This window comes from Pseudonocardia petroleophila (genome assembly GCF_014235185.1).
Taxonomy (GTDB): domain Bacteria; phylum Actinomycetota; class Actinomycetes; order Mycobacteriales; family Pseudonocardiaceae; genus Pseudonocardia; species Pseudonocardia petroleophila.
Genome location: NZ_CP060131.1, coordinates 1,186,900 through 1,207,412 on the forward strand (window position 1 = coordinate 1,186,900; position 20,513 = coordinate 1,207,412).

The window sequence follows — 20,513 nt, forward strand, 5'->3', positions numbered from 1 at the left end:
TGGCGTGGCCGGGTAGACGGACACGCCACCTCGGCACGGGCCGGAGGTGGAGTGCTGAGGTGTGGGCGGAGCCCGCGTCCTACCTCCGTTGACAGACGATCGTCAGGTTCTACTGTCACGGGTCAGGGCGATGAGATGGCCGAGCCCGTGATGGCGGTGAGATCCGTTCAGGAAGGTAGCTCGTGACTGCTGAGGTTGAGACGACGAGGTCGGAGCCGCCCTCGCCCAGCTGTTGGTGCTGCGGCGGCGAGTTCGCTGAGGTCAGCCTGGTGCGGTTGGGCGCTCGGCCAGAGGTGACGATCTGCCTCGATTGCGCGCGATTCTTGAACCGGCGGGCCCTCGCTCGGCGAAACGAGCACCGGTGGACGCCCCTTGGCGCGGTGAGAGGCCGTGTCCAGCGGGTGCGGGACTGGGTAATCGAAAACGGCTGGCACCGGCGCGGGCTGTTGGGCGCGTTCCTGCGCAGACTGGATCGTTTCCTGCCATGAGTGAGGCCGTTCGAGTCGAGGTTCTCCACCACGAGGGATGCCCACTGTTCGCGTCGGCGCTGGAGCTTGTTCGCGACTGCGTGCGTGAGGAGGGCGTTGATGCGGTCATCAGCGAGCGCGTGGCTCGGTACCCGTCACCGACGGTCCTCGTCGACGGTCGAGACGTGATGGGCGATCCGCGCGACGCGACGGATGTGGATGCGTGTCGGCTCGATGTGCCGACCCGCGAGCGTGTTGCCGATGCTCTGAGATCAGCGTCGTCCTCGCGATGAGGGCCGGCGTGGCCGGCCCGCGCCGCCGGAGGCGGCGCCTTGATCCCATAGAGACAGATTCGGCAGCATCGGGCGTGACGTGCGTGTCCGGTCCCGGCTGATGCTTGACACTGCGGTCTCACCTGATGCTTGACGCTCGGGCCTGATCGGCTTTCCTGCTCCTCGTCCTGGTGGACGTGGGTGGGAGGCCGGGATTGGCCCTGGTGGACATGACCGTTGTCGAGCAGCGCTACCGCGCCGTGCTCGCTGTGCAGCGCGGTGAGACGAAGACCGACGTGGCCGCCCTGGTCGGGGTGTCGCGCCAGTCGGTGCACTCCTGGTGTGTCCGGTATGCCGTGCACGGGCTGGCCGGTCTGGTCGACCGTTCGCACCGCCCGGACTCGTGCCCGCACCAGACCTCGCCGGAGATGGAGGCGTGGGTGTGCGAGATCCGCCGGGAGCATCCCGGGTGGGGCGCGCACCGCATCGTCCACGAACTCGCCCGGCTCGCCGGGTCGGGTGTGGTGGTGCCGTCGCGGAACTCGGTGCACCGGATCCTGGTCCGCAACGGGCTGGTCGACCCGCGCCGGCGAAAACGGCGCCGGGAGGACTACCTGCGGTGGGAACGCGCCACGCCGATGGCGTTGTGGCAGCTCGACATCGTCGGCGGCGTCATGTTGGTCGACGGCACCGAATGCAAGATCGTGACCGGGGTCGATGACCACTCCCGGTTCAACGTGATCGCCTCGGTCGTGGCCCGGGCGACCGGACGCGCGGTCTGCCTCGCGTTCATCGAGGCGATGCGCCGCTACGGCATCCCCGATGAGGTCCTGACCGACAACGGCAAACAGTTCACCGACCGCTTCGGGAAAGGCGGAGAGGTGTTGTTCGACCGGATCTGCCGCGACAACGGCATCACCCACCGGCTCACCCAGCCCGCGTCACCGACCACGACGGGGAAGGTGGAGCGGTTCCACCAGACGCTGCGCCGGGAATGGCTTGACCACGCCGGTCCGTTCGAATCGGTGCTGGCCGCGCAGGCGGCGTTGGACACCTGGATCACCGCTTACAACCTCGACCGGCCGCACCGTTCCCTGGACATGGCCTACCCAGTCGACCGGTTCACCGCAGGTCAGGACCATCAAGCCGGGACAGAGGAGCTGCTACCGCTGCGGGTCCCGCCGATTCTCGAGCCCGACCCCAGACCGGTCGCACCCGCTCCCGCCGCGCCACCGGTCCGACCGGTCGAAGTCGGCGCGCCACGCGAGGACGGTGACGCCCCACCCGCCGGCGCGGTCTATCGGGGTGGGGCGGTGGAGTTCGAACGGGTCGTCCCGGCCTCGGGGAATCTCGGGGTCGCGGGCAAGCAGTTCTGGCTGGGCCCGGTCCGCGCCGGGGTCACGGTCACCTTCTGGGCCGACCACGAACTGATCCACCTCAGCATCGCCGGGGCGCGGATCAAGACCGTCCGCTCCCACCTCTCAGCTAATGACCTCGCCGCGCTCGCCGCGGGCGGCGGCCGCCCGGCCGGGGCATCCCCACTCCCGCCGACCGAGCCGGACGGCACCGCTCTGGAGGTCGACCGCACCGTCAGCAAGGACGGACTCATCTCCTTGGGGCAGCGGTCCATCCTGGCCGCGGAGATCCTCGCCGGACGCCGAGTCACCGTCCGGATCGAGGAGCACACGCTGATGTTCTTCAACCCCGACACCCGCGAGCTGCTCCGAACCCGACCCAACCCACTCACCTACGAACAGGCCCGCAAGCTGCGCGGGGCCCGACCCGCCGGCGCACCGCCCCGGCCCGCGGTCGAGCCGATCACCGTCCAGCGTCGGGCCTCCAACAGCGGCGTGATCATGGTCGTCGGGCAGAAGCTCGCCCTTGGCCGGGCCCACGCCCACACTGTCGTCACCGCCCACGTCGCCGAGCACACGATCACCGTCGACTTCATCGACGGCGGACGGCGAACCTTCCGCCGGACCACCGACCAACCGGTCCGCAGCTGGAAGGCCCAGAAGCCCCGCAACCCCTCAGTTTCCTAGCCCGAACGACAAGGATCAGGTGAGAGCCAAACGTCAAGCATCAGCTGGGACCAGACACGGGCGTGACGTGCGCCGACACGGAGAACACGGTCTCACCTGATCGTTGACACGTCGCGCGGAACGGCTTCGGCAGACGCTATGTGTCGGCGGTGGTCCGGTAGATCGATGGCTCGTAGCGACCCGGACGGTCTGCCGCAAGTAAGTCGGTCAAGGTGGCGAACGCGGACAACGTGGACGCACCTAGCAGCTCCGACAACCGGCGCACGCTGACGAATGCCGCTCCGTGGGTTCGAGCATCATCGGCGAATCCGTCGACGGCTGGAAGATCAGCCGTGGTCGGCTCGTGCACCGGACGATCGGCTAACTGCACGGCCTTCTTGGTCTCGTATGCGATCTCAGAGATCCCCGTGGCATCGCGGACGATCTGCTCAGCTTCTTCGAGCGACTCGGTCTCGGTCAGACGTGCTGCAGGAGTGAAGTGGGCTGCTCGTTCGGCATCGACAGCCCAGATCGCGGTGGTGGCGTCGGTCATCTCGACGTGGTCGCCGGCGTCACGGACCTCGACTCGTCCTCGTCGCCCGGCAGCTGCGGCGGCGAGCAGCCCGGATGCCTCGGAGGGATGCCACTCGAACACATGCCGGACAGGAGCGATGACCTGTTCGTCGAGATTGGGCCGGGAATGCGCGTCGAGCTGGGCCAGGCGCTCCCCGACGACCGCAGCCGGAAGCTCACCGTCGAGGCCCGCGCCGGCGATGAGCAATCGCGTCGGGATACCGGTCCGGACGCATGCAGCGATCGCGAGCTGGTCGGCAAGCGGACTGCGTAGTCCGGGGTCGTCGCCGTTGGTGAGGGCGTCGCCTCCGACGTCGATGAGGTCGATGTCGTCGAGCTGGAAGAACTCGACGGTGGCCGCGATCTGGCGGGCCATGCCGACCGCTCCCCCACTCGGGTCGAGCAAGAGCAGCCGGGCAGGCAGCTCGGCCGCAAGCCTGGGGAGTGATGAGCCGGCGCCACCGATGGGGGTGGTCATGGCGACCACTTCGAGCACGTGCGGCGCGAGCTGGCGCAGGCCGGTGAAGTCGGCGGCGGACCGCGGACCGGGAAGCGGGTCGACCATGAGTCGATCCCATGAGTAGGTCATGACGATCGGCGGGCCGGACGTGGCCTGGCGGCCGCCGATCGCGGCGCCGGTGATGGCGTCTCCCCCGCCTCCGGCGGCGACAATCAGTGTCCGCACACGGGCGACCCTACGTGAACTCCAGTGAACGCCAGGGGCCTAGAGTGGCAAGTGGCATAGGACAGTTGATGAGTCCAGCGAGGGGCAGATGCCCGAGATCCAGAAGGTGCTCCCGAAGTACCTGCAGATAGCCGGCCACATCCGCGACCAGATCGTCCGCGGCGACCTCAGCCCCGGCGATGAGGTCCCGTCGGAGCGCGAGCTGGCCGCGCGGTGGAGCGTGGCTCGCCCAACCGCGGCCCGCGCCTTGGAGTCACTGCGCGTGCAGGGCCTCGTGGAGTCCCGGCAGGGGTCGGGTACCTACGTCCGGGCGAGTCAGTCCGCGCCGCGGGCCCGTGAGCGGTACGAGCGGGGCCGTGATCTCGGCACCATGTACGGCGCGACGGAGTCGGTCGAGTTCCTGGCGACCGACATCGTGGCCGGCCCCGATCACGTCGTCGAGGCGCTGCAACTGCCGGCCGGCAGCGATGTGATCCGTCGGACCCGCCTGCTCCGCGGTGAGGGCGGGAAGCCGATCGAGCTGTCGACGTCGTGGTTCGCCCCCGACCTCGCCGAGCAGGCGCCTCGCCTACTGCACCCGGAACGGCTGCTCGGTGGGACGGGCAAGTACATCGCGGAGGTGACCGGGCGCGTGTCCGAGTACGCCCGCGACCAGGTCGCCGCTCGACTCGCCACAGCCGACGAACGCCGACTGCTCGAACTCCCCCGACCCGCGGCCGTCCTGGTCTACCGCCTGACCGCCTACGACTCCTCTGACCTGCCGATCCAGTTCGACGACGCGACGTATCCGTCGGACCGCTGGGCCTTCCGCCAGGAGTACCCGCTGGCCCGGTAGCCCCTCCCCCGACGGAGTTGTCCACACCCCCTTTGCGTGAGTGGCCTATGCCACTTATAGTGGTAAGTGGCATAGGCCACACGGTCTGCCGCACATCACAGGAGACGCAATGGCGATCAACGGCAGGTTCAAGGTCAACCACGGCGACGTGTTCCCGCACGGCGCGTTCGTGGTCGGGGACGTGGAGGCGGTGCGGGATTTCGAGCGCTCGACCCGGGAGCGGCCGGTGCAGGCCACCGACAAGGAGTCCGGCCAGTTGGTGTGGTCGGTGTCGGTGCTCGACCCCGACCCGGAGGCCCGGAAGGACGCCAAGACGGTGACGGTGAAGATCTCCGCCCCGGTGCAGCCGGTCCCGCCCGGCGAGCTGGCGGCGGGTCTGCCGTTCCGTCCGGTGGAGTTCGACGGCCTGACCGTCACGCCGTATTTGAACGAGAACGGCGGCCGGCCCCGCGTGGCCTACAGCTTCCGCGCGACCGGCATGCGGTCCCCGGCAGGTGCGGGGAAGCCGTCTCCGCGCTCGGGATCGGAGGCGGCCTGAGCAGGCACGGCGGAGGGGAGTCCGGCGGCAACCGGGCTCCCCTCCTGATCTCCCACAGCTCCAACCCCTGGCAAGGAATCCGAGTCCCGGAAGGACCGCGAGCCTAGATGCACACCATCACTGATCGACACCACCACGCCCGACCCGATGACCACACCCGCCCCGGTGCGCGGCGGCTGGTCGTCGACATCCCGGCCCACGTCGTCATCGCCCTGGGCGAGCTGGACGACGCCTACGGCGCCGCCGTGGCCATGCCGCACGGCGGCAATGTCGAGCACGCCGATCGCGCCCTGGCCATCGCCCGGGTCTGCGCCCGGCGCGCCGCGTGGTGGCGGGTCCTGGCCCGGTTCACCTACCGCGCCGGCTACCACCGCCTGCACGGCAAGGCAGCCCTGCTTGCCAGTGACACGGAGCGGGACCGGGCCCGGTTCTGGCGCGACATCGCCGCGGACTGGCGCGCCCGCGCCGACCAGCAGCCGACCTCCGACGCCGCGGGGGCGCTGTCGAACTGGGCCGAGCTGGGGGTGTCGGCATGACCACCGCGACCCACCCTCACGGCCGGGACTGGCGGCGTGACGCCGCGTGCGCCGAGGTCGACCCGGAGATCTTCTACCCGCTCGACCTCGACCCGACCGGTCCCGCGGTCACCGCCGCCCGGCAGGTGTGCGCGGGGTGCCCGGTCCGGCTGGACTGCCTGCTCGACGTCATGGAGGGCGAGGACCCGTCCCGCCGCTGGGGCATCACCGCCGGGCTGACCCCCGACGAGCGGGCCGCCGTGTCCGCCGGTCGCCGGATCTCCCCGGCCTGGGCTGCGGCGGTGGCCGCGTGAGCGCCCGGACCCGATCCCGTGTCAATGCCCGCTTGACGACCGGCCGGACCCCACGGGTGGTGGAGAACTCCGAGTTCACCGCGTTCGGCCGACGCGTCATCCGCGCGGCAGGGCGCCGGATCGCAGCCGGGGACGTCGAGGCCCTGCCCGACCTCGCCGCCCTCTCGGCCGACCTGGACGCCGCCATCACCGACGCCGTCGCCGGGCTCCGCGCGGCGGGCTACAGCTGGGGCGAGATCGCTGCCCGGCTCGGTGTCACCCGGCAGGCCGCGCACCAGCGCTGGTCCGCCCCTACTGCTCGTGAGGTGGCGTGATGACTACCGCTCAGCTGGTCCTGCTCGCCCTGGGCGCCGGGGCCGGGCTGTGGATGCTGCACACGCTCGGGCGCTGGCTGACCCAGCTCCTGGAAGCGCTCGCCGCGATCGCGGTCGTGTTCGTGACGCTGTGGTTCGCGGTCAAGGCCGTGTGGTGGATAGGCCGGCGGATCGTGCGCCACTGGCGCACCAGCCTCGGCACCGCTGCCGTGGCCACCTGGTGCTACCTCCTCGGGTGGCCGTCACTGCTCATCACCGCCGCCGTCGTCGGCGCGGGGCTACTCGGCTGGTTCTGGCTCGGGCGGGAGTCGTTCGAGCCGTGGGCCGGCCGACACCTGCGCGCCTGGTGGCTGCGCTGGGCGCTCTACGCCCGCACGATGCCCCGCTGGCTTCGCGCCTGCGGGCTCACCGTCGCCGACCGCGACCCCGGCGTCCACGTGCAGGTCAACCCGTTCCGACGGACCGCGGTACAGCCCAAGGTCAAGCCGGGCGCCGGCCGCACCCCCCGCGTGGTCGGGGTCCGCTCCGGCGGGTCCTGGGACGAGGTCCGGGTACGGCTCGTTCCCGGGCAGACTCCCGAGGACTTCGACCTGGCGGCCCGCTCGCTGGCCGTGGCTCGGGGTGTGGCCCGCTGCCAGGTTCGGGAGCTCGGCCCGGATCTCGTCTCCATCGACTTTCAGCGCCACGACCGGCTCACGGCGGTGGTCGACTGCCAGCCCCTGCCCGCCCTGTGGGGCGTGGCCGGGGAGCAGGTCGACTTCCGCCGCGTCTGGTCCGGCCGCACCGAGTACGGCACGGACTGGTGGCAGGCCATCGAGGGCAGCCACACCCTGGTCGCCGGGTCGACCGGGGCCGGGAAGAACTCGCTGACCTGGGCGCCGATCATCTCCATGGCCCCCGCCATCCGTGACGGCCTGGTCCGCGTGTCCGGGATCGACCCCAAGGGCATGGAGCTGGCCTACGGGCGGCGGGTATTCCACCGCTACGCCTCCACCTCCAAGGACGCCCTGGCGCTGCTCGACGACCTGATCGACGGCATGACCGCGCGCAAGGAGCGGTTCTCCACCCACAAGCGAGTCGTCCCGATCAGTCGCGAGTACCCGTTGGAGCTGATCGAGTTCGACGAGATCGGCGCCCTCGTGCGCTACGTCGGCGACCGCAAGACCCGCGAAGCGATCGTCGAACGCGTTGCCGTGCTGACCACGCAAGGCCGCGCACTCGGCTACGCGGTCCGCGGGTACGTCCAGGAGCCGACGAAGGACACCGTCCCGGTCCGGGAGCTGTTCCCGCGCCGCATATGCCTGCGCGTGGCCTCCAAGTCGCACGTGTCGATGGTGCTCGGGGAGCACGCCTACGACCGGGGCGCCTGGGCGAACCGGATCGGGGAGCACGAGCCCGGGGTGGGCTACCTGTTCGGCGAAGGCATCCGCGAACCCCTCCGTGTCCGCTCCGCCTGGGTGCCCGATCACGTGATCAAGGAGTTGGAGCGGTTCGTCACCACCCCGACCGGGCTCGCCATCCCCGCCCAGGCCGGTCCGCTGTCTCTGCCCGTCCCGGCCCTGCACGCGCTCGGAGGCCCCACATGACCACCACCGACACCACGACTCCGCACGACGCCGCCCCGGTCGAGGCTGGCGCCGGCTACGTCGACCACGACCAGCTCACCCGCGCACAGAAGGCGCTCATGGCCCTGTCCGGGGACGTGGCCCGGCAGCTCGCCGAGCAACACGGCGTGTGCGTGCGCCCGCTCGCGCTCCGGCGGATCGATCTGACGTCGGGGAAGGTGGACGTCGTCCCCGTCCCTTGTGGCGCCCGGCGGGAGGACGTGTGCAAGCCCTGTGCGGAGAAGAACCGCCGCATCCGCATGGTCCAGTGCCGGGAGGGCTGGCACCTCGAGCACGAACCCATTCCCGACCGCCCGGACCCCACCGAGGCGCAAATGCAGCTCATAGCCGCCCGCGCCGAGCTGCACACCGCCTACCAGAACGCCCGCGCCGACTCCGACGACGACGAGTGCCAGGCCATCCGCGACACCGTGGTCGTCGTCGACGACGAGCTGCGCCGCCTCGGGGTCACCGGCCGGCTCGAACCGCTCGATCGGCCCGACCGGCCGGCGGTCAAGCGGTCCACCCGCCGCCGCCAGGACCTGCCCGACCTGCCCCGGCGGCCGGTGGAGAAGCGCACCCTCGGGCGCGTGTTCGGGAACAAGTACCGCCCGTCCACCTTCCTCACCCTCACCCTGGACTCGTACGGGCGGGTGGACGCCGACGGGGCCGCTCTCGACCCAGACGCCTACGACTACCGCCGCGCCGCCCGGGACGCGATCCACTTCCCGAAGATCCTCGACCGGTTCTGGCAGAACACCCGCCGCTGCGTCGGCTGGGACGTCCAGTACTTCGGCACCATCGAACCCCAACGCCGCGGGGCCCCGCACTTCCACGCCGCCATCCGCGGCACCATCCCCCGCGCAGAGCTGCGCGCGATCGCGGCCGCGACCGATCACGGCGTGTTCTGGCCCGCCCACGACGAGATCCGCTACACGGGCAAGGACATGCCGCGGTGGGACGACCGGACCAAGGGATTCGTCGACCCCGACACCCGCGAACCCCTGCCCACCTGGGAACAGGCCACCTCACCGGACGCGCTGACCGAGCCGTCCCACGTCGTCCGGTTCGGGACACAGGTCCACGTGAAGGGCATCCTCGGCGGCACCGAGGAAGCCGGGCGCCACATCGGCTACCTGACCAAGTACCTGATGAAAGACGTCGCCCACGCCGCCGGCCTCGACGACAACGCCACCGAGCGGCAGCGCGAGCACCACCGCCGCCTCGTCGCCGAACTCCGGATCACCCCCTGCTCGCCCAAGTGCCCGATCTGGCTGATCTACGGGGTACAGCCCAAGGGTGCGCGGCTGTCGATGGCGTCCGGGCAGTGCAAGGGCAAGGCGCACCGGGCCGAACACCTCGGCATCGCCGGGCGCCGCGTCCTGGTCTCGCGCAAGTGGTCCGGCAAGACCCTCGCCGACCACGCCGCAGAGCGCGCCGCGTTCGTTCGGCAACTGCTCACCGCCACCGGCGTCAGACCCGGTTACGCGGTCGATGACGGGCCGTTCGAGTGGGAACGCACGAAGGCCGGCGACCCCGACGTCCCCACCAGACCGGCGCTGCTGCTGCGCGCGATCTCGGAGAGACAGCGCTGGAAGGCCGACTACGACGCCGCCCAACTCTTGGCCGGCGCACCAACGCAGGACCGTTCGGCAATCGAGGAGGCAGCGTGATGGACAGCCCGGCACTGATCGCCCCGCTGTGGACGATCAAGGACGTCTCCGACTACCTGCGCGTCCCGGTGCAGACCCTGTACTCCTGGCGGGCGCAGGGATCGGGACCGCCGGCTCGACGGGTGGGGAAGCACCTGCGGTACCGCCCCGATGAGGTCGTGAGCTGGCTCGACTCCTTGGACGACGGGGCGGCCTGATGCCTCGCCCGCCGCTCCCGATCGGCAGCTACGGGAAGATCACCGCCTGGCGGGACGGCTCTGGGTGGCTGGCCCGCACCAAGTTCCGGGACTTCGACGGCGTAGCCCGGCTGGTCAAGCGCAGCGGGAAGAGCCGGGCGGCCGCGGAACGGGCTTTGCGCGCTGCCCTGGTCGAGCGCCAGGCGCCCGCCGCGGAGTCGGACGTCACGCCCGCCACGAAGTTCGGCAAGGTCGCCGACCTGTGGATCGCCGACGTCGAACGCGCTGTGGATGCCGGCACCCGGAGTCCGGGCACGCTCGACACCTACCGCTCGATTCTGCGGCGTCACGTCCGGCCGGCGCTCGGTGAGCTGCGCATCAGGGAGGTGACGACGCCGGCCGTCGATCGGGCGTTGTCCGTGATCTCGAAGCGGTCCGTGAGCGGCGCCCGGACGTCGAAGATCGTGATCTCGGGGACGATGCGCTACGCCGCGCGGCACGGGGCGGTGACCGTGAACCCCGTCCGGGAGGTCGGCCGCATCGAGAGCACGCCGCGTCGGCAGCCACGCTCGCTGTCCGCCGACGAGCGCCGGGAGTGGCTGGCCGCGGTCGAGTCGAGCCGGAAGGCGCGGGACTGGGATCTCGCGGACCTCACCCGCATGATGCTGGCGACAGGGTGCCGGATCGGTGAGTGCCTCGCGATCGGCTGGGCCGACGTCGACCTGGACGACGCGACGGTGGACGTCTGCTGGCGGCTGGTCCGGCGTACCGGGGTCGGGCTGCAGCGGATGCCCTCGACGAAGTCCGGCCGTAAGGGTGAGCGCCTGATCCCACTTCCGAGCTGGGCCATGACGATGTTGAAGCGGCGCCGGCTGGCGATCGGGCCGGGCGTCGAAGCGGTGTTCCCCGACTCGCTCGGCGGCTGGCGTGACCCGTCGAATGTGCGGCGGGTCTGGCGTGAGGTCCAGGCGGAATCGGAGATCGCCGGATTCGTGACGCACACGCTGCGCAAGACCGTGGCGAGCTTCCTCGACGACGCCGACGTGTCCACCCGCAAGATCAGTGACCAGCTCGGCCACGCCAAGGTGAGCATGACGCAGGACCGCTACCTCGGGCGCCGGCTCACCGACCGCCAGACCGCCGACGTGCTCGAAAATCTCCTGGGGTCCGGCGGGCCCGACGACGAAAAGAGTCCAAAAAGTGTCCCGTGATCTTGACGCGGAACGGCGGTCAACGCGGTGACCAGGGGAAGAGGTGGGCCCCCGGGGGATCGAACCCCGAACCCGCGGATTAAAAGTCCGCTGCTCTGCCGATTGAGCTAGAGGCCCTGCTCGCCCGCCAACCCTACGACGCCGACCGGTCAGGCGTACGTGCGGACGAGGCGGAGGACGTCGTCCGCGTCGGGACCGGTGGCCGTCACGGCGGAGGCCGCGGGGTCCAGGCGGCGGGCCGCGATCAGGCAGAACTCGACCGCCGGGCCCGTGACGACCGTGGCCGCGCCGTCGTCGCCGATCCGCCACGTGCCGCCGTCGGGGGCCGTGAGGTGGGCGGCGACCGGGCCCGCGGGGGCGGCCAGGCCGGCGCGGGCGAACGCGTAGGGGACGGTCCGGACGGCGAGGCGGGCGATGTGCCGCAGCCGGTCGCCCGGGACGAGCGCGACCCCGGCGGCGGCGGCGACGTCGTGGGTGTGGATCCAGCACTCCGACAGCCGGGTGGTGGCCATCGTGCGTGCCGGGAGGTCGCGGACGACCCACGGCATCGGGCGGCGGGCGTCGGACGCCGCGAAGACGTCCCGCACCGCCGACGACGCGGCCCGCCAGCGGGCGTGCACCTCGGGGCCGGATGCGCCGCGCTCGTGCTCGACGAGGCGATCCACGGTGTGGTCGACGGTCTCCCCGATCGCACCGGGGAGCATCTTCTCGGCCGCGGCGGGGAAGCCCGCGTCGAGCGACGAGACGACGAGCTCGTCGGTCTGCGCCAGGTGCAGGACGACGTCGGTGACCGACCAGCCCGGGCAGTCCGGGACCGGCTCCGCCCAGCCGGCCCCGTCGAGCCCGGCCAGGATCGCGTCGAGCTCGTCGTGCTGCTCCCGCAGCGCCTGCGTGATCGCCTCCACGGCGTCCCCTCCCTGGCCGTCCCCTCGTACGGAGTAACAGAGGGTCGGTACGTACTACTACGCGTCACCGCCCATCCTGTCGACCATGAGCTCCTCCCGATTCGCCGGCCTCGGCCTGATCGGTGCGTTGGCGCTGACGGGCTGCGCGACCACCGTCGTCCCGGTCGCGCTGCCGTCCCCCGCGACGGACCGCAACGTGCAGGTCAGCACCACGTTCAGCGCCGACGGCGGCACCGGCGTCACCTACGACCCCGTGCTCGTGCCGGTCGGGTCCCGCGGCGCGGTCAGCGCGGAGTCCGGCGAGGCGGGCACCACCGTCACGCTCGCCGTGCGGGGCCTGGAGCCGGACCACGCCTACGGCGCCCACGCGCACAGCCAGCCGTGCGGCCCGACCGGCGACGCCGCCGGACCGCACTTCCAGCACCAGGCCGACCCGGTGCAGCCCAGCGTCGACCCGGTGTACGCCAACCCGGGCAACGAGATCTGGCTCGACCTCACCACCGACGCCTCGGGCGCCGGGACCGTGACGGCGTCGGTGCCGTGGACGTTCGACGCCGACCGGCGCGCCGGGTCCGTCGTCATCCACGCCATGCCGACCGCCACCGCCCCCGGTGAGGCCGGGACCGCGGGCCCCCGGGCGGCCTGCATCTCCGTGGACTTCTGAGACGAGGGATGATCGGGGCGTGACCGCCTCGACCCGCTACCGCCCGCTGCGCATCGGACCCTTCGTGTCCGAGACCCCGGTCGTGCTCGCCCCGATGGCCGGCATCACCAACGCCGGCTTCCGGCGCCTGTGCCGCGAGCAGGGTGCCGGGTTCTACGTGTGCGAGATGATCACCTCGCGCGGGCTGGTGGAGAAGAACCCGCTGACCCGCCGGATGATCGCGTTCTCCGACGACGAGTCGCCGCGGTCGATGCAGCTCTACGGCGTCGACCCGGTGGCGATGGGCCGCGCGGTGCGGATCGTCGCCGAGGAGGGGCTCGCCGACCACGTCGACATGAACTTCGGCTGCCCGGTCCCGAAGGTCACGCGCAAGGGCGGCGGCGCGGCCCTGCCGTACAAGCGCCGGCTGTTCGAGGCGATCGTGATGGCCGCCGTCGACAACGCGGGGTCGATCCCCGTCACGGTCAAGATGCGCATCGGCATCGACGACGGGCGCCACACCTACCTCGACGCCGCGCAGCGCGCGGTGGGGGCCGGCGTCGCCGCGGTCGCCCTGCACGCCCGCACCGCGGCGCAGCGCTACTCCGGCACGGCCGACTGGTCGGCGATCGCCCGCCTGCGCGACGCCGTGCCCGCCGAGATCCCGGTGCTCGGCAACGGGGACGTCTTCAGCGCGGCCGACGCTCTGGCGATGGTCGACCGCACCGGCTGCGACGGCGTCGTGGTCGGCCGCGGCTGCCTGGGCCGCCCGTGGCTGTTCGGCGACCTGGAGGCCGCGTTCGCCGGGCGCCCGCTGCCCGAGCCACCGACGCTGCGCCAGGTCGCGGCCACCATGCACCGGCACGCGGAGCTGCTCGAGGAGCACATGCGCACCGACGCCGACCCGACGAAGGGCATCCGCGACATGCGCAAGCACGTCGCCTGGTACCTCAAGGGCTTCCCGGTGGGCCCGGAGGTCCGGCGCAGGCTGGGGCTGATCAACAGCGTCGACGAGCTCGACGAGCTGGTCTCCGCGCTCGACCTCGACCAGCGCTTCCCCCCGGAGGCCGACGGCCCGCGCGGCCGCCAGGGCTCCCCCGGCCGGGTCGTCCTGCCCGAGCACTGGCTCGACGACCCCGACGACGTCACCGTCCCGCTGGGCGCGGAGATGGAGAACTCGGGCGGCTGACCGGGGCCCCGGATACGCCGTCGAGGGACGCCTCCTCCACCTCGTCGGGTGACCAGAGTTGATCTTCGACTCCCCGGTCGGGTGGCCCCGCGCGCGAAGGGGTGGCCCGGCTCAAGCACCACCACGTCCCCGTCGATCCAGGGGTACGAGATGTGAGGTGGGCATGGTGGGAATCACGACGGGAACGCCGCCCCGGGCGGTCGCCCGGCACACGGCTGCGGCGGAGGACCTCGCCGCGGAGGGCCGCTGGGAAGAGGCGTACGAGCACCTGCGGGCCGCGATGCGCGCACTCGGCGGGCGCCCCGCCCCGACCGACGAGCTGGACCGCCTCCGACGCGAGCACGCCGAGGCGCGCGAGCAGAGCCGCCGCGACAGCCTCACCGACAGCTACAACCGCCGCTACCTCGACGAGCGGCTGTTCGCGCTGCTCGACGCCCCGGTCCGCAGCGGCGCGCTCGGGCTGTCGGTGGCGATCGTCGACGCCGACCACTTCAAGCAGATCAACGACACCTACGGTCACCAGTTCGGCGACCGGGTGCTGCAGCGGCTGGTCACCCTGCTCGACGCCGGACTCCCCGACGGCGGGTTCTGCGCCCGCTACGGCGGCGAGGAGTTCGCGCTCGTGCTCCCCGACCACGACCTCGCGGCGGCGGTCCGGGTCTGCGAGGCCGCCCGCGACCGCATCGACCGCCACCCGTGGGCCGAGCTCGACCCGGGCCTGCGCGTCACGGTCAGTGCCGGCGTCGCGCACTCCGACAGCCACCCGCCGGAGGTCGAACAGGTCGTCGGCGCCGCGGACGTGCTGCTCTACGCGGCCAAGGCCGCCGGCCGCAACGCCGTGGCCTTCCGGGACCCGCGCACCGGTCTCGTCCGGCTCGCCGGGCCCGCCGCCCGCCGCCGCTCCGTCCCGCAGCCGGAGCGCACCACCGGCTGAGCGCGTGACGTGACCCGGCTGTGATCAAACCCGGGCGCCTCCGTACGCTCGTCGAGGCCGCGGAGGCGGGGTCTCGGGAGGTGCGATGGAGGACGGTCACGACCGTGCCTCGCGCGATCCCCGGCCCGACGACGTGCTCGCCCGGTACGGCCTGGTCGACGACGGGGACGGCACTCCCGGGGGCCGCGCCTCCCGGCGCAGGGTCGAGGACGGGCACACCGACATCGTCCCGCCCGTCGTCCCGGGCCCGGTCCCGCCGGCCGGGCGCCGGCCAGCGGGTCCCCCGCCGGGCGCCGTGCCCCCTGGTCCGCCCGCCTCGCGGCCGCCGACGGGCGGGTACCCGGCCGGGCGTCCGGGGCCCGGATCCGATCCGGCGTTCCGCCCCGTCGGCGGTCCCGGGCCGGGCTCCGATCCCGCGCTCCGCGCCGCCGGCGCACCGGTCCGGGGCGCCCCGCCCGCCGGCCGGCCCGGACCGCCTCCCGGCCCGTTCCGCGGCGGGCCGCCCGCACCCCTGCCGCCCCGGCGCCCCGGGCCGCCGGTCGGTCCCGGCGCGCCCGGGCCCGGCTCCCTCCCGGGCCTCCAGCGACCCGTCGACGGCGCCCGCCCGTCCGCCCCGCAGGCACCCGGCCCACGGCCACCCGTCCCGCTGAGCCCCGGACTGGTCGCGCCCGGCCCCCGGACCGCGGACGCGCGGACCCCGGATGCCCGGCCCACCGACCGGACCCCCGGGGCAGCCGCGTCCGATCCGGCCCTGCGACCCGCCCGACCGGTCGGTGCCCGCTCCACCGGATCGACGGGCGCAGCCAGCGGCACCGCGACCCCGGGCGCCGCGACCCGCACCGCCCTCCCCGACGACCCCGACGACTCCTCGGCCCCCGGCCGGCGCCGCCGCCGCGCGACCGCGACCGCCGGCACCGCCGGGGAGCGGGCCGAGGCGGCGGCGGGCGAGGCCGAGGAGGTCCGGCGGATCGACGAGACCCTCACCCGGCTCACCGCCGCCCACGCCGGCGTCACGCTCGCGAGGACCGACGCCGACGCTCCCGCCCCGACGCCGGAGAAGGTGCGGGTGCGGCCCGGCGTCGGGCAGCTGCTGTTCGCGGCCCTCGCGCTCGCGGTGTTCGCGGTGACCGCGTTCCAGTACGTCGGCAAGGCCCGCCTGGACGCGGCCGTCACCCAGGTGACGGCCCTGGACCCCGACTCCGGCGCCATCGTCGACGCGGACGCCCAGGCCGGGGCCGAGAACGTGCTGATCCTCGGCACCGAGCCGGCGGACCCGGCGGGCGGCCCGCCCACCGACACCGTGCTGCTCGCGCACGTCCCGGCCGGTGGCGGCGACGTGGTGGGCCTGTCGGTCCCCTACGACCTGGAGGTCAACCGGCCGCCGTGCCGCCGGTGGGACCCGGCCGCCCGCGACTACCTCGACGAGACGGTCCCGGCGCAGGCCCGCACGCCGCTGCGGACGGCGTTCGAGGTCGGCGGCCCGCAGTGCGTCACCCGGGTCGTCCAGCAGCTCACCGGGCTCGCCGTCACCCGCTTCGTCGGCCTCGACCTCGACGGCATCGGCGATCTCGTCGACGCCGTGGGCGGGGTCGACGTGTGCGTCGAGCAGCCCGTCGTCGACGGCCTGCTGGGCGCGGTCGTCCCGCGGGCCGGGGTCACGACGCTCGACGGCCTGACCGCGCGGGACTTCGTCGCCGCGCGCACCGTCGAGGGCGACCCGGTGGGCGGGCGCGGGGTCCTGGAGCGCCAGCAGCGGCTGGTCGCGGCGGTCCTGGAGAAGACGCTGTCGCGCGAGGTGCTGCTCGACCCGGCGCGGATCGGCTCGCTCGGCCCGGCACTCGGCGGGGCGCTCAGCGCCGACGACGCCGACCTCGACCGCATCCTCGCCACGGCCCGCTCCGTGCGCAGCTTCGCGGCCCGGGGCGTCACCTTCACCACCGTACCGACGGCGATCGAGACGAGCGGCCAGGGCAACACCGTCCTGCGCGGTGCCGACGCCGCCGCCCTGTTCACCGCCCTGCGCGAGGGCACGCCCCTGCCGGACCAGACCGTCCTCGCCGCGGGTGCGGGCCCCGCTCCCGCCGACGTCACCGTCGACGTCCTCAACGCCTCCGACCGCCAGGGCCTCGCCGCCGAGATCGGCGGCACGCTGGGCACGCTGGGCTTCCGCGTGGACGAGATCGGCAACGCCGACGAGACCGCGCCCGACACCGTCATCCGCTTCTCCCCCGACCGCGCGGCCGCCGCCCAGCTCCTCGCCGCCACCGTCCCGTCCGCGACGACGGTGCCCGACCCGGCCGCGAGCGGTGTGCTGCAGCTCGTGCTGGGCAACTCCTTCGACGGCGTGGTGCGCGCCCCCTCGACGGCCGCCGCGGCCACCCCGGCGGAGCCTCCCGCGGTCTGCGCCTGACGCCCGGCGGGGAGCGTTCACCTTCGGTTCACCCTGGGACGCTGCCGGACCCGTCGCGCACCTCTAGTCTCAGACCATGCGCGACGCCTACCAGGAACAACTCGACAACCTGGCCGACGAGCTCGCCGGCATGTGCGACCAGGTCGCCGACGCCATGGCCAAGGCCACGACGTCCCTCCTCGAGAGCGACCTGCAGCTCGCCGAGGAGGTCATCACCTCCGACATCCGGATCGACGAGCTGCGCGCCAACGCCGAGGAGAAGGCGTTCGCCCTCCTGGCCCTGCAGGCCCCCGTCGCCACCGACCTGCGCACCGTCGTGTCCGCCATCCACGGTGCGGGCGACATCGAGCGCATGGGCGACCTGGCGCTGCACGTAGCGCAGGCCGCCCGCCGCAGGCACCCGCAGCCGGTGCTGCCCACCGAGATCGGCCCGTACTTCGCGGAGATGGGCCGGGTCGGCGTGGAGCTGGCGCACAAGGCGGGCGAGGTCATCCGCACCCGCGACCTCGGCCGGGCCGAGGAGCTCGAGCGCGACGACGACGCGATGGACGACCTGCACCGGCACATGTTCACCGTCCTGATGGACCCGGCCTGGACCCACGGCGTCGGGCCTGCCGTCGACATCACCCTGCTCGCCCGGTTCTACGAGCGCTACGCCGACCACGCCGTCGCGGTGGCCCGGCGCATCGTCTACGTCGTCACCGGCCGGATGCCCGGCCCGCTGGCCGTCTGACGCCGTGGTCCCGGCCCCGCTGTCCCAGCAGCTCAGCGACCTGTCCGAGCTGCTCGGCCGCATGTGCCTGCACGCCGCGGGGTCGCTGCAGAACGCCACCGCGGCCCTGCTGGAGTGCCGGGAGCGGCTCGCCGCCCAGGTGATCGCGCGGGAGCAGGAGCTCGAGGCGCTGCGCGCCCAGACCGAGGACCTCGCCCGCGACGCCCTGCTGTTCCACCAGCCCGTCGCCGGCGACCTGCGCGCGGTCGTCTCGACGATCCGCTCCGCGGGCGACATCGACCGGATGAACCGGCTCGCCCTGCACGTCGCCGAGGCGGTGCAGCGCCGCCATCCCGCACCGACCCTGCCGGCCGAGGTGCGCGACGACTTCGCCGAGATGGGCCGGGTCGCCGTCGCACTGGCGGTGAAGGCGGCCGACGTGGTGCGGTCGCGCAACGTCGTGCGGGCCGTCGAGCTCGACCGGGACGACGACGAGATGGACGTGCTGCACCGGCACATGTTCGAGGTGCTGATGGACCCCGACTGGCCGCACAGCGTGTCCGCGGCCGTCGACATCACCCTGCTGGCCCGCTACTACGAGCGCTTCGCCGACCACGCGGTGGCGATCGCCCGGGAGACGGTCTACGCCGTCACCGGGCAGGAGCCGGACGCCGTCCCGATCTGAGACCCGGGATCGAGCACCCGGCCCAGCGCACCGAGCGACTCCGGCCGGGCCCGGTACCAGACGTTCATCCCCCGGCGGGCGCCCTCGGCGAGGCCCGCCTTTCGCAGCTGCGCGAGGTGGTGGCTGACGGTGGCATCGGACAGCCCCACCTCCGCGGCGAGGTCGCAGGTGCACAGCTCACCCTCGGTGAGCAGCATCGACATCAGGCGCACCCGCGTCGGGTCGGCCAGCGCCTTGAGCCGCAGCGCGACCTCCAGCGCCTCCGCCTCCCCCATCCGGCCGGCCGCGACCGGGGCGCAGCAGATCGGGGCGGTCAGGTCGATGACGGGCAGCGCGCGGGGCATGCCGCCGAGAGTACTTGACGTATGTCGAAGAGGTGGGCACCCTTTCGACGAACGTCTAATCATCGGAGGAACCATGTCCCGCGTCCAGCTCGCCCTCAACGTCGACGACATCGACTCGGCCGTCGCCTTCTACACCACGCTCCTCGGCGTGGAGCCGGCCAAGCGCAAGCCCGGCTACGCCAACTTCGCCGTGGCCGACCCGCCGCTGAAGCTCGTGCTGCTGGAGAACCCCGGGCAGGGCGGCTCGCTCAACCACCTCGGCGTCGAGGTGGAGAGCAGCGAGACGGTGCACGCCGAGATCGCCCGGTTCACCGGGGCGGGCCTGTTCACCGACGAGGAGATCGGCACGACGTGCTGCTTCGCCACCCAGGACAAGGTCTGGGTGACCGGCCCGGGCGGCGAGCGCTGGGAGGTCTACACGGTGTTGGCCGACAGCGAGACGTTCGGCCCGACCCCGGAGCCCGGGCCGGTCTGCTGCACCTCTTCCTGACCTCCTCGGCGCAGCTCGTCACGCTCGGGTGCGAGGCCCACGTCGACCCGGTGGGCGGGACGCCGCTGGAGAACCGGGACACCGACGAGCCGTCCGAGTGCGGTGTCGACGACATCACCGCGCACGTCGGCGCGCCCGCCGAGCGGCTCCGTGCACGAGGGACGATCGGACATGACGACGGGGCGGGGCACGCCCCGACCCCGTGCCGACGTGTCCTCAGCCGAAGCGGCCGGACACGTAGTCCTCGGTGGCCTTCTGCGTCGGCTGGGAGAAGATCTTCTTCGTCTCGTCCATCTCCACCAGGTGGCCGGGCTTGCCGGTGCCCTCGATGTTGAAGAAGCCGGTGTAGTCGCTGACCCGCGCGGCCTGCTGCATGTTGTGGGTGACGATGACGATCGTGTAGTCCTGCTTGAGCTCGTTGATCAGGTCCTCGATCGCCAGCGTCGAGATCGGGTCGAGCGCGGAGCACGGCTCGTCCATCAGCAGGACGTCGGGCTGCACGGCGATGGCCCGGGCGATGCACAGGCGCTGCTGCTGCCCGCCGGAGAGCCCGGAGCCGGGCTTCTCGAGGCGGTCCTTGACCTCGTTCCATAGGTTCGCGCCGCGCAGGGACTGCTCCACCAGCGCGTCGGTGGCCTCCTTGCGCATCTTCTTGTTGTTCAGGCGCTGGCCCGCGATGACGTTGTCGTAGATCGACATCGTCGGGAACGGGTTGGGGCGCTGGAACACCATGCCGATCTGGCGGCGCACGCCGACCGGGTCGATGCCCGGGCCGTAGAGGTCCTTGCCGTCGAGCTCGAGCCGGCCCTCGACGCGCGCGCCGGGGATGACCTCGTGCATGCGGTTGATCGAGCGCAGGAACGTCGACTTCCCGCAGCCCGAGGGGCCGATGAGCGCGGTGACGGTCTTGGGCCGGATGGCCATGCTGACGCCCTCGACCGCGAGGAACGACCCGTAGTAGATGTTCAGGTTCTTGGCGTCGATCGACTTGCCCACGGGATGC

At 72.7% G+C, this 20,513-nt stretch carries 22 protein-coding genes and 1 tRNA gene; 18 read left to right on the forward strand and 5 right to left on the reverse strand.

Features of this window, described 5'->3' with window-relative positions:
• Nucleotides 1-484 precede the first annotated feature (484 nt).
• Both H6H00_RS05920 and H6H00_RS05925 read left to right on the forward strand, forming a co-directional pair.
• A complete protein-coding gene (locus H6H00_RS05920) occupies nt 485-760 on the forward strand; it encodes an alkylmercury lyase (RefSeq protein ID WP_185720331.1) in 276 nt (91 codons plus the stop codon).
• 209 nt (nt 761-969) lie between these two features.
• Entirely contained in the window at nt 970-2,781 is a 1,812-nt protein-coding gene (locus H6H00_RS05925; protein WP_221775807.1) for an IS481 family transposase, read from the forward strand.
• A 136-nt stretch (nt 2,782-2,917) separates the two neighbouring features.
• Here H6H00_RS05925 and H6H00_RS05930 read toward each other — a convergent pair whose 3' ends face one another.
• Entirely contained in the window at nt 2,918-4,018 is a 1,101-nt protein-coding gene (locus tag H6H00_RS05930) for a DUF1152 domain-containing protein (protein ID WP_185720333.1), read from the reverse strand.
• Between the two features lie 88 nt (nt 4,019-4,106).
• Here H6H00_RS05930 and H6H00_RS05935 point away from each other — a divergent pair, with 88 nt between their 5' ends.
• The 9 genes from H6H00_RS05935 (at nt 4,107) to H6H00_RS05975 (ending at nt 11,198) form a co-directional block, all read left to right on the forward strand.
• A complete protein-coding gene (locus H6H00_RS05935; protein ID WP_185720334.1) occupies nt 4,107-4,853 on the forward strand; it encodes a GntR family transcriptional regulator in 747 nt (248 codons plus the stop codon).
• A 109-nt stretch (nt 4,854-4,962) separates the two neighbouring features.
• Complete coding sequence (locus tag H6H00_RS05940; RefSeq protein WP_185720335.1) at nt 4,963-5,391, forward strand: plasmid replication, integration and excision activator; 429 nt, start codon at nt 4,963-4,965, stop codon at nt 5,389-5,391.
• A gap of 107 nt (nt 5,392-5,498) precedes the next feature.
• Nucleotides 5,499-5,927, forward strand: coding sequence for a hypothetical protein (locus H6H00_RS05945; RefSeq protein WP_185720336.1), 429 nt, complete (start codon nt 5,499-5,501; stop codon nt 5,925-5,927).
• The gene (locus H6H00_RS05950; protein WP_185720337.1) at nt 5,924-6,220 is read left to right on the forward strand and encodes a WhiB family transcriptional regulator; all 297 of its coding nucleotides are present in this window, start codon (nt 5,924-5,926) and stop codon (nt 6,218-6,220) included. The genes H6H00_RS05945 and H6H00_RS05950 overlap by 4 nt, the downstream gene beginning before the upstream one ends.
• 59 nt (nt 6,221-6,279) lie before the next feature.
• Nucleotides 6,280-6,534, forward strand: coding sequence for a hypothetical protein (locus H6H00_RS05955; protein ID WP_221775808.1), 255 nt, complete (start codon nt 6,280-6,282; stop codon nt 6,532-6,534).
• Nucleotides 6,534-8,120: an FtsK/SpoIIIE domain-containing protein gene (locus H6H00_RS05960; RefSeq protein WP_185720339.1), complete on the forward strand. Its 1,587-nt coding sequence runs from the start codon at nt 6,534-6,536 to the stop codon at nt 8,118-8,120. The genes H6H00_RS05955 and H6H00_RS05960 overlap by 1 nt, the downstream gene beginning before the upstream one ends.
• Nucleotides 8,117-9,811, forward strand: a complete 1,695-nt coding sequence (locus tag H6H00_RS05965) for a replication initiator (RefSeq protein WP_255425595.1) — start codon at nt 8,117-8,119, stop codon at nt 9,809-9,811. The genes H6H00_RS05960 and H6H00_RS05965 overlap by 4 nt, the downstream gene beginning before the upstream one ends.
• A complete protein-coding gene (locus H6H00_RS05970; RefSeq protein ID WP_185720340.1) occupies nt 9,811-10,008 on the forward strand; it encodes a helix-turn-helix domain-containing protein in 198 nt (65 codons plus the stop codon). Before H6H00_RS05965 ends, H6H00_RS05970 begins: the two co-directional genes overlap by 1 nt.
• Nucleotides 10,008-11,198 (forward strand): site-specific integrase, encoded by a 1,191-nt coding sequence (locus H6H00_RS05975; protein ID WP_185720341.1) that lies wholly within the window; start codon nt 10,008-10,010, stop codon nt 11,196-11,198. Before H6H00_RS05970 ends, H6H00_RS05975 begins: the two co-directional genes overlap by 1 nt.
• A gap of 44 nt (nt 11,199-11,242) precedes the next feature.
• On the opposite strand, the gene H6H00_RS05980 is transcribed toward H6H00_RS05975, so the two are convergent.
• A tRNA-Lys gene (locus tag H6H00_RS05980) sits at nt 11,243-11,315 on the reverse strand.
• Nucleotides 11,316-11,347: 32 nt separating this feature from the next.
• A complete protein-coding gene (locus tag H6H00_RS05985) occupies nt 11,348-12,103 on the reverse strand; it encodes a maleylpyruvate isomerase family mycothiol-dependent enzyme (RefSeq protein WP_185720342.1) in 756 nt (251 codons plus the stop codon).
• An 85-nt stretch (nt 12,104-12,188) separates the two neighbouring features.
• Here H6H00_RS05985 and H6H00_RS05990 point away from each other — a divergent pair, with 85 nt between their 5' ends.
• From H6H00_RS05990 to phoU (H6H00_RS06015), 6 genes are all read left to right on the forward strand, one after another.
• A complete protein-coding gene (locus H6H00_RS05990) occupies nt 12,189-12,767 on the forward strand; it encodes a superoxide dismutase family protein (RefSeq protein WP_185720343.1) in 579 nt (192 codons plus the stop codon).
• A 19-nt stretch (nt 12,768-12,786) separates the two neighbouring features.
• Nucleotides 12,787-13,935, forward strand: coding sequence for a tRNA dihydrouridine synthase DusB (dusB, locus tag H6H00_RS05995; RefSeq protein WP_185720344.1), 1,149 nt, complete (start codon nt 12,787-12,789; stop codon nt 13,933-13,935).
• A 163-nt stretch (nt 13,936-14,098) separates the two neighbouring features.
• Entirely contained in the window at nt 14,099-14,869 is a 771-nt protein-coding gene (locus H6H00_RS06000) for a GGDEF domain-containing protein (RefSeq protein WP_185720345.1), read from the forward strand.
• An 85-nt stretch (nt 14,870-14,954) separates the two neighbouring features.
• Entirely contained in the window at nt 14,955-17,279 is a 2,325-nt protein-coding gene (locus H6H00_RS06005; RefSeq protein ID WP_185720346.1) for an LCP family glycopolymer transferase, read from the forward strand.
• A gap of 76 nt (nt 17,280-17,355) precedes the next feature.
• Nucleotides 17,356-18,012, forward strand: coding sequence for a phosphate signaling complex protein PhoU (phoU, locus tag H6H00_RS06010; RefSeq protein ID WP_185720347.1), 657 nt, complete (start codon nt 17,356-17,358; stop codon nt 18,010-18,012).
• 4 nt (nt 18,013-18,016) lie between these two features.
• Nucleotides 18,017-18,676, forward strand: coding sequence for a phosphate signaling complex protein PhoU (phoU, locus tag H6H00_RS06015; protein ID WP_255425596.1), 660 nt, complete (start codon nt 18,017-18,019; stop codon nt 18,674-18,676).
• Here the strand turns inward: phoU (H6H00_RS06015) and H6H00_RS06020 are convergent.
• Nucleotides 18,634-19,020, reverse strand: a complete 387-nt coding sequence (locus H6H00_RS06020) for an Rv2640c family ArsR-like transcriptional regulator (protein ID WP_185720348.1) — start codon at nt 19,018-19,020, stop codon at nt 18,634-18,636. The two genes, phoU (H6H00_RS06015) and H6H00_RS06020, sit on opposite strands and share 43 nt — an antisense overlap.
• Nucleotides 19,021-19,093: 73 nt before the next feature.
• On the opposite strand from H6H00_RS06020, the gene H6H00_RS06025 reads away from it, so the two are divergent.
• Nucleotides 19,094-19,510, forward strand: coding sequence for an ArsI/CadI family heavy metal resistance metalloenzyme (locus H6H00_RS06025; RefSeq protein WP_185720349.1), 417 nt, complete (start codon nt 19,094-19,096; stop codon nt 19,508-19,510).
• A gap of 216 nt (nt 19,511-19,726) precedes the next feature.
• On the opposite strand, the gene pstB is transcribed toward H6H00_RS06025, so the two are convergent.
• Nucleotides 19,727-20,506 (reverse strand): phosphate ABC transporter ATP-binding protein PstB, encoded by a 780-nt coding sequence (pstB, locus tag H6H00_RS06030; RefSeq protein WP_185720350.1) that lies wholly within the window; start codon nt 20,504-20,506, stop codon nt 19,727-19,729.
• Between the last annotated feature and the right edge of the window lie 7 nt (nt 20,507-20,513).

Bases quoted from the DNA above. Each gene is read 5' to 3' on its own strand.
- H6H00_RS05965 (WP_255425595.1), top strand. From the start codon at position 8,117: ATGACCACCACCGACACCACGACTCCGCACGACGCCGCCCCGGTCGAG.
- H6H00_RS05945 (WP_185720336.1), top strand. From the start codon at position 5,499: ATGCACACCATCACTGATCGACACCACCACGCCCGACCCGATGACCAC.
- H6H00_RS06005 (WP_185720346.1), top strand. From the start codon at position 14,955: ATGGAGGACGGTCACGACCGTGCCTCGCGCGATCCCCGGCCCGACGAC.
- H6H00_RS05970 (WP_185720340.1), top strand. From the start codon at position 9,811: ATGGACAGCCCGGCACTGATCGCCCCGCTGTGGACGATCAAGGACGTC.
- H6H00_RS05920 (WP_185720331.1), top strand. From the start codon at position 485: ATGAGTGAGGCCGTTCGAGTCGAGGTTCTCCACCACGAGGGATGCCCA.
- H6H00_RS05940 (WP_185720335.1), top strand. From the start codon at position 4,963: ATGGCGATCAACGGCAGGTTCAAGGTCAACCACGGCGACGTGTTCCCG.
- H6H00_RS05975 (WP_185720341.1), top strand. From the start codon at position 10,008: ATGCCTCGCCCGCCGCTCCCGATCGGCAGCTACGGGAAGATCACCGCC.
- H6H00_RS05950 (WP_185720337.1), top strand. From the start codon at position 5,924: ATGACCACCGCGACCCACCCTCACGGCCGGGACTGGCGGCGTGACGCC.
- H6H00_RS05925 (WP_221775807.1), top strand. From the start codon at position 970: ATGACCGTTGTCGAGCAGCGCTACCGCGCCGTGCTCGCTGTGCAGCGC.
- phoU (WP_185720347.1), top strand. From the start codon at position 17,356: ATGCGCGACGCCTACCAGGAACAACTCGACAACCTGGCCGACGAGCTC.
- H6H00_RS06020 (WP_185720348.1), bottom strand. From the start codon at position 19,020: ATGCCCCGCGCGCTGCCCGTCATCGACCTGACCGCCCCGATCTGCTGC.
- H6H00_RS06000 (WP_185720345.1), top strand. From the start codon at position 14,099: ATGGTGGGAATCACGACGGGAACGCCGCCCCGGGCGGTCGCCCGGCAC.
- H6H00_RS05990 (WP_185720343.1), top strand. From the start codon at position 12,189: ATGAGCTCCTCCCGATTCGCCGGCCTCGGCCTGATCGGTGCGTTGGCG.
- H6H00_RS06025 (WP_185720349.1), top strand. From the start codon at position 19,094: ATGTCCCGCGTCCAGCTCGCCCTCAACGTCGACGACATCGACTCGGCC.
- H6H00_RS05960 (WP_185720339.1), top strand. From the start codon at position 6,534: ATGACTACCGCTCAGCTGGTCCTGCTCGCCCTGGGCGCCGGGGCCGGG.
- H6H00_RS05935 (WP_185720334.1), top strand. From the start codon at position 4,107: ATGCCCGAGATCCAGAAGGTGCTCCCGAAGTACCTGCAGATAGCCGGC.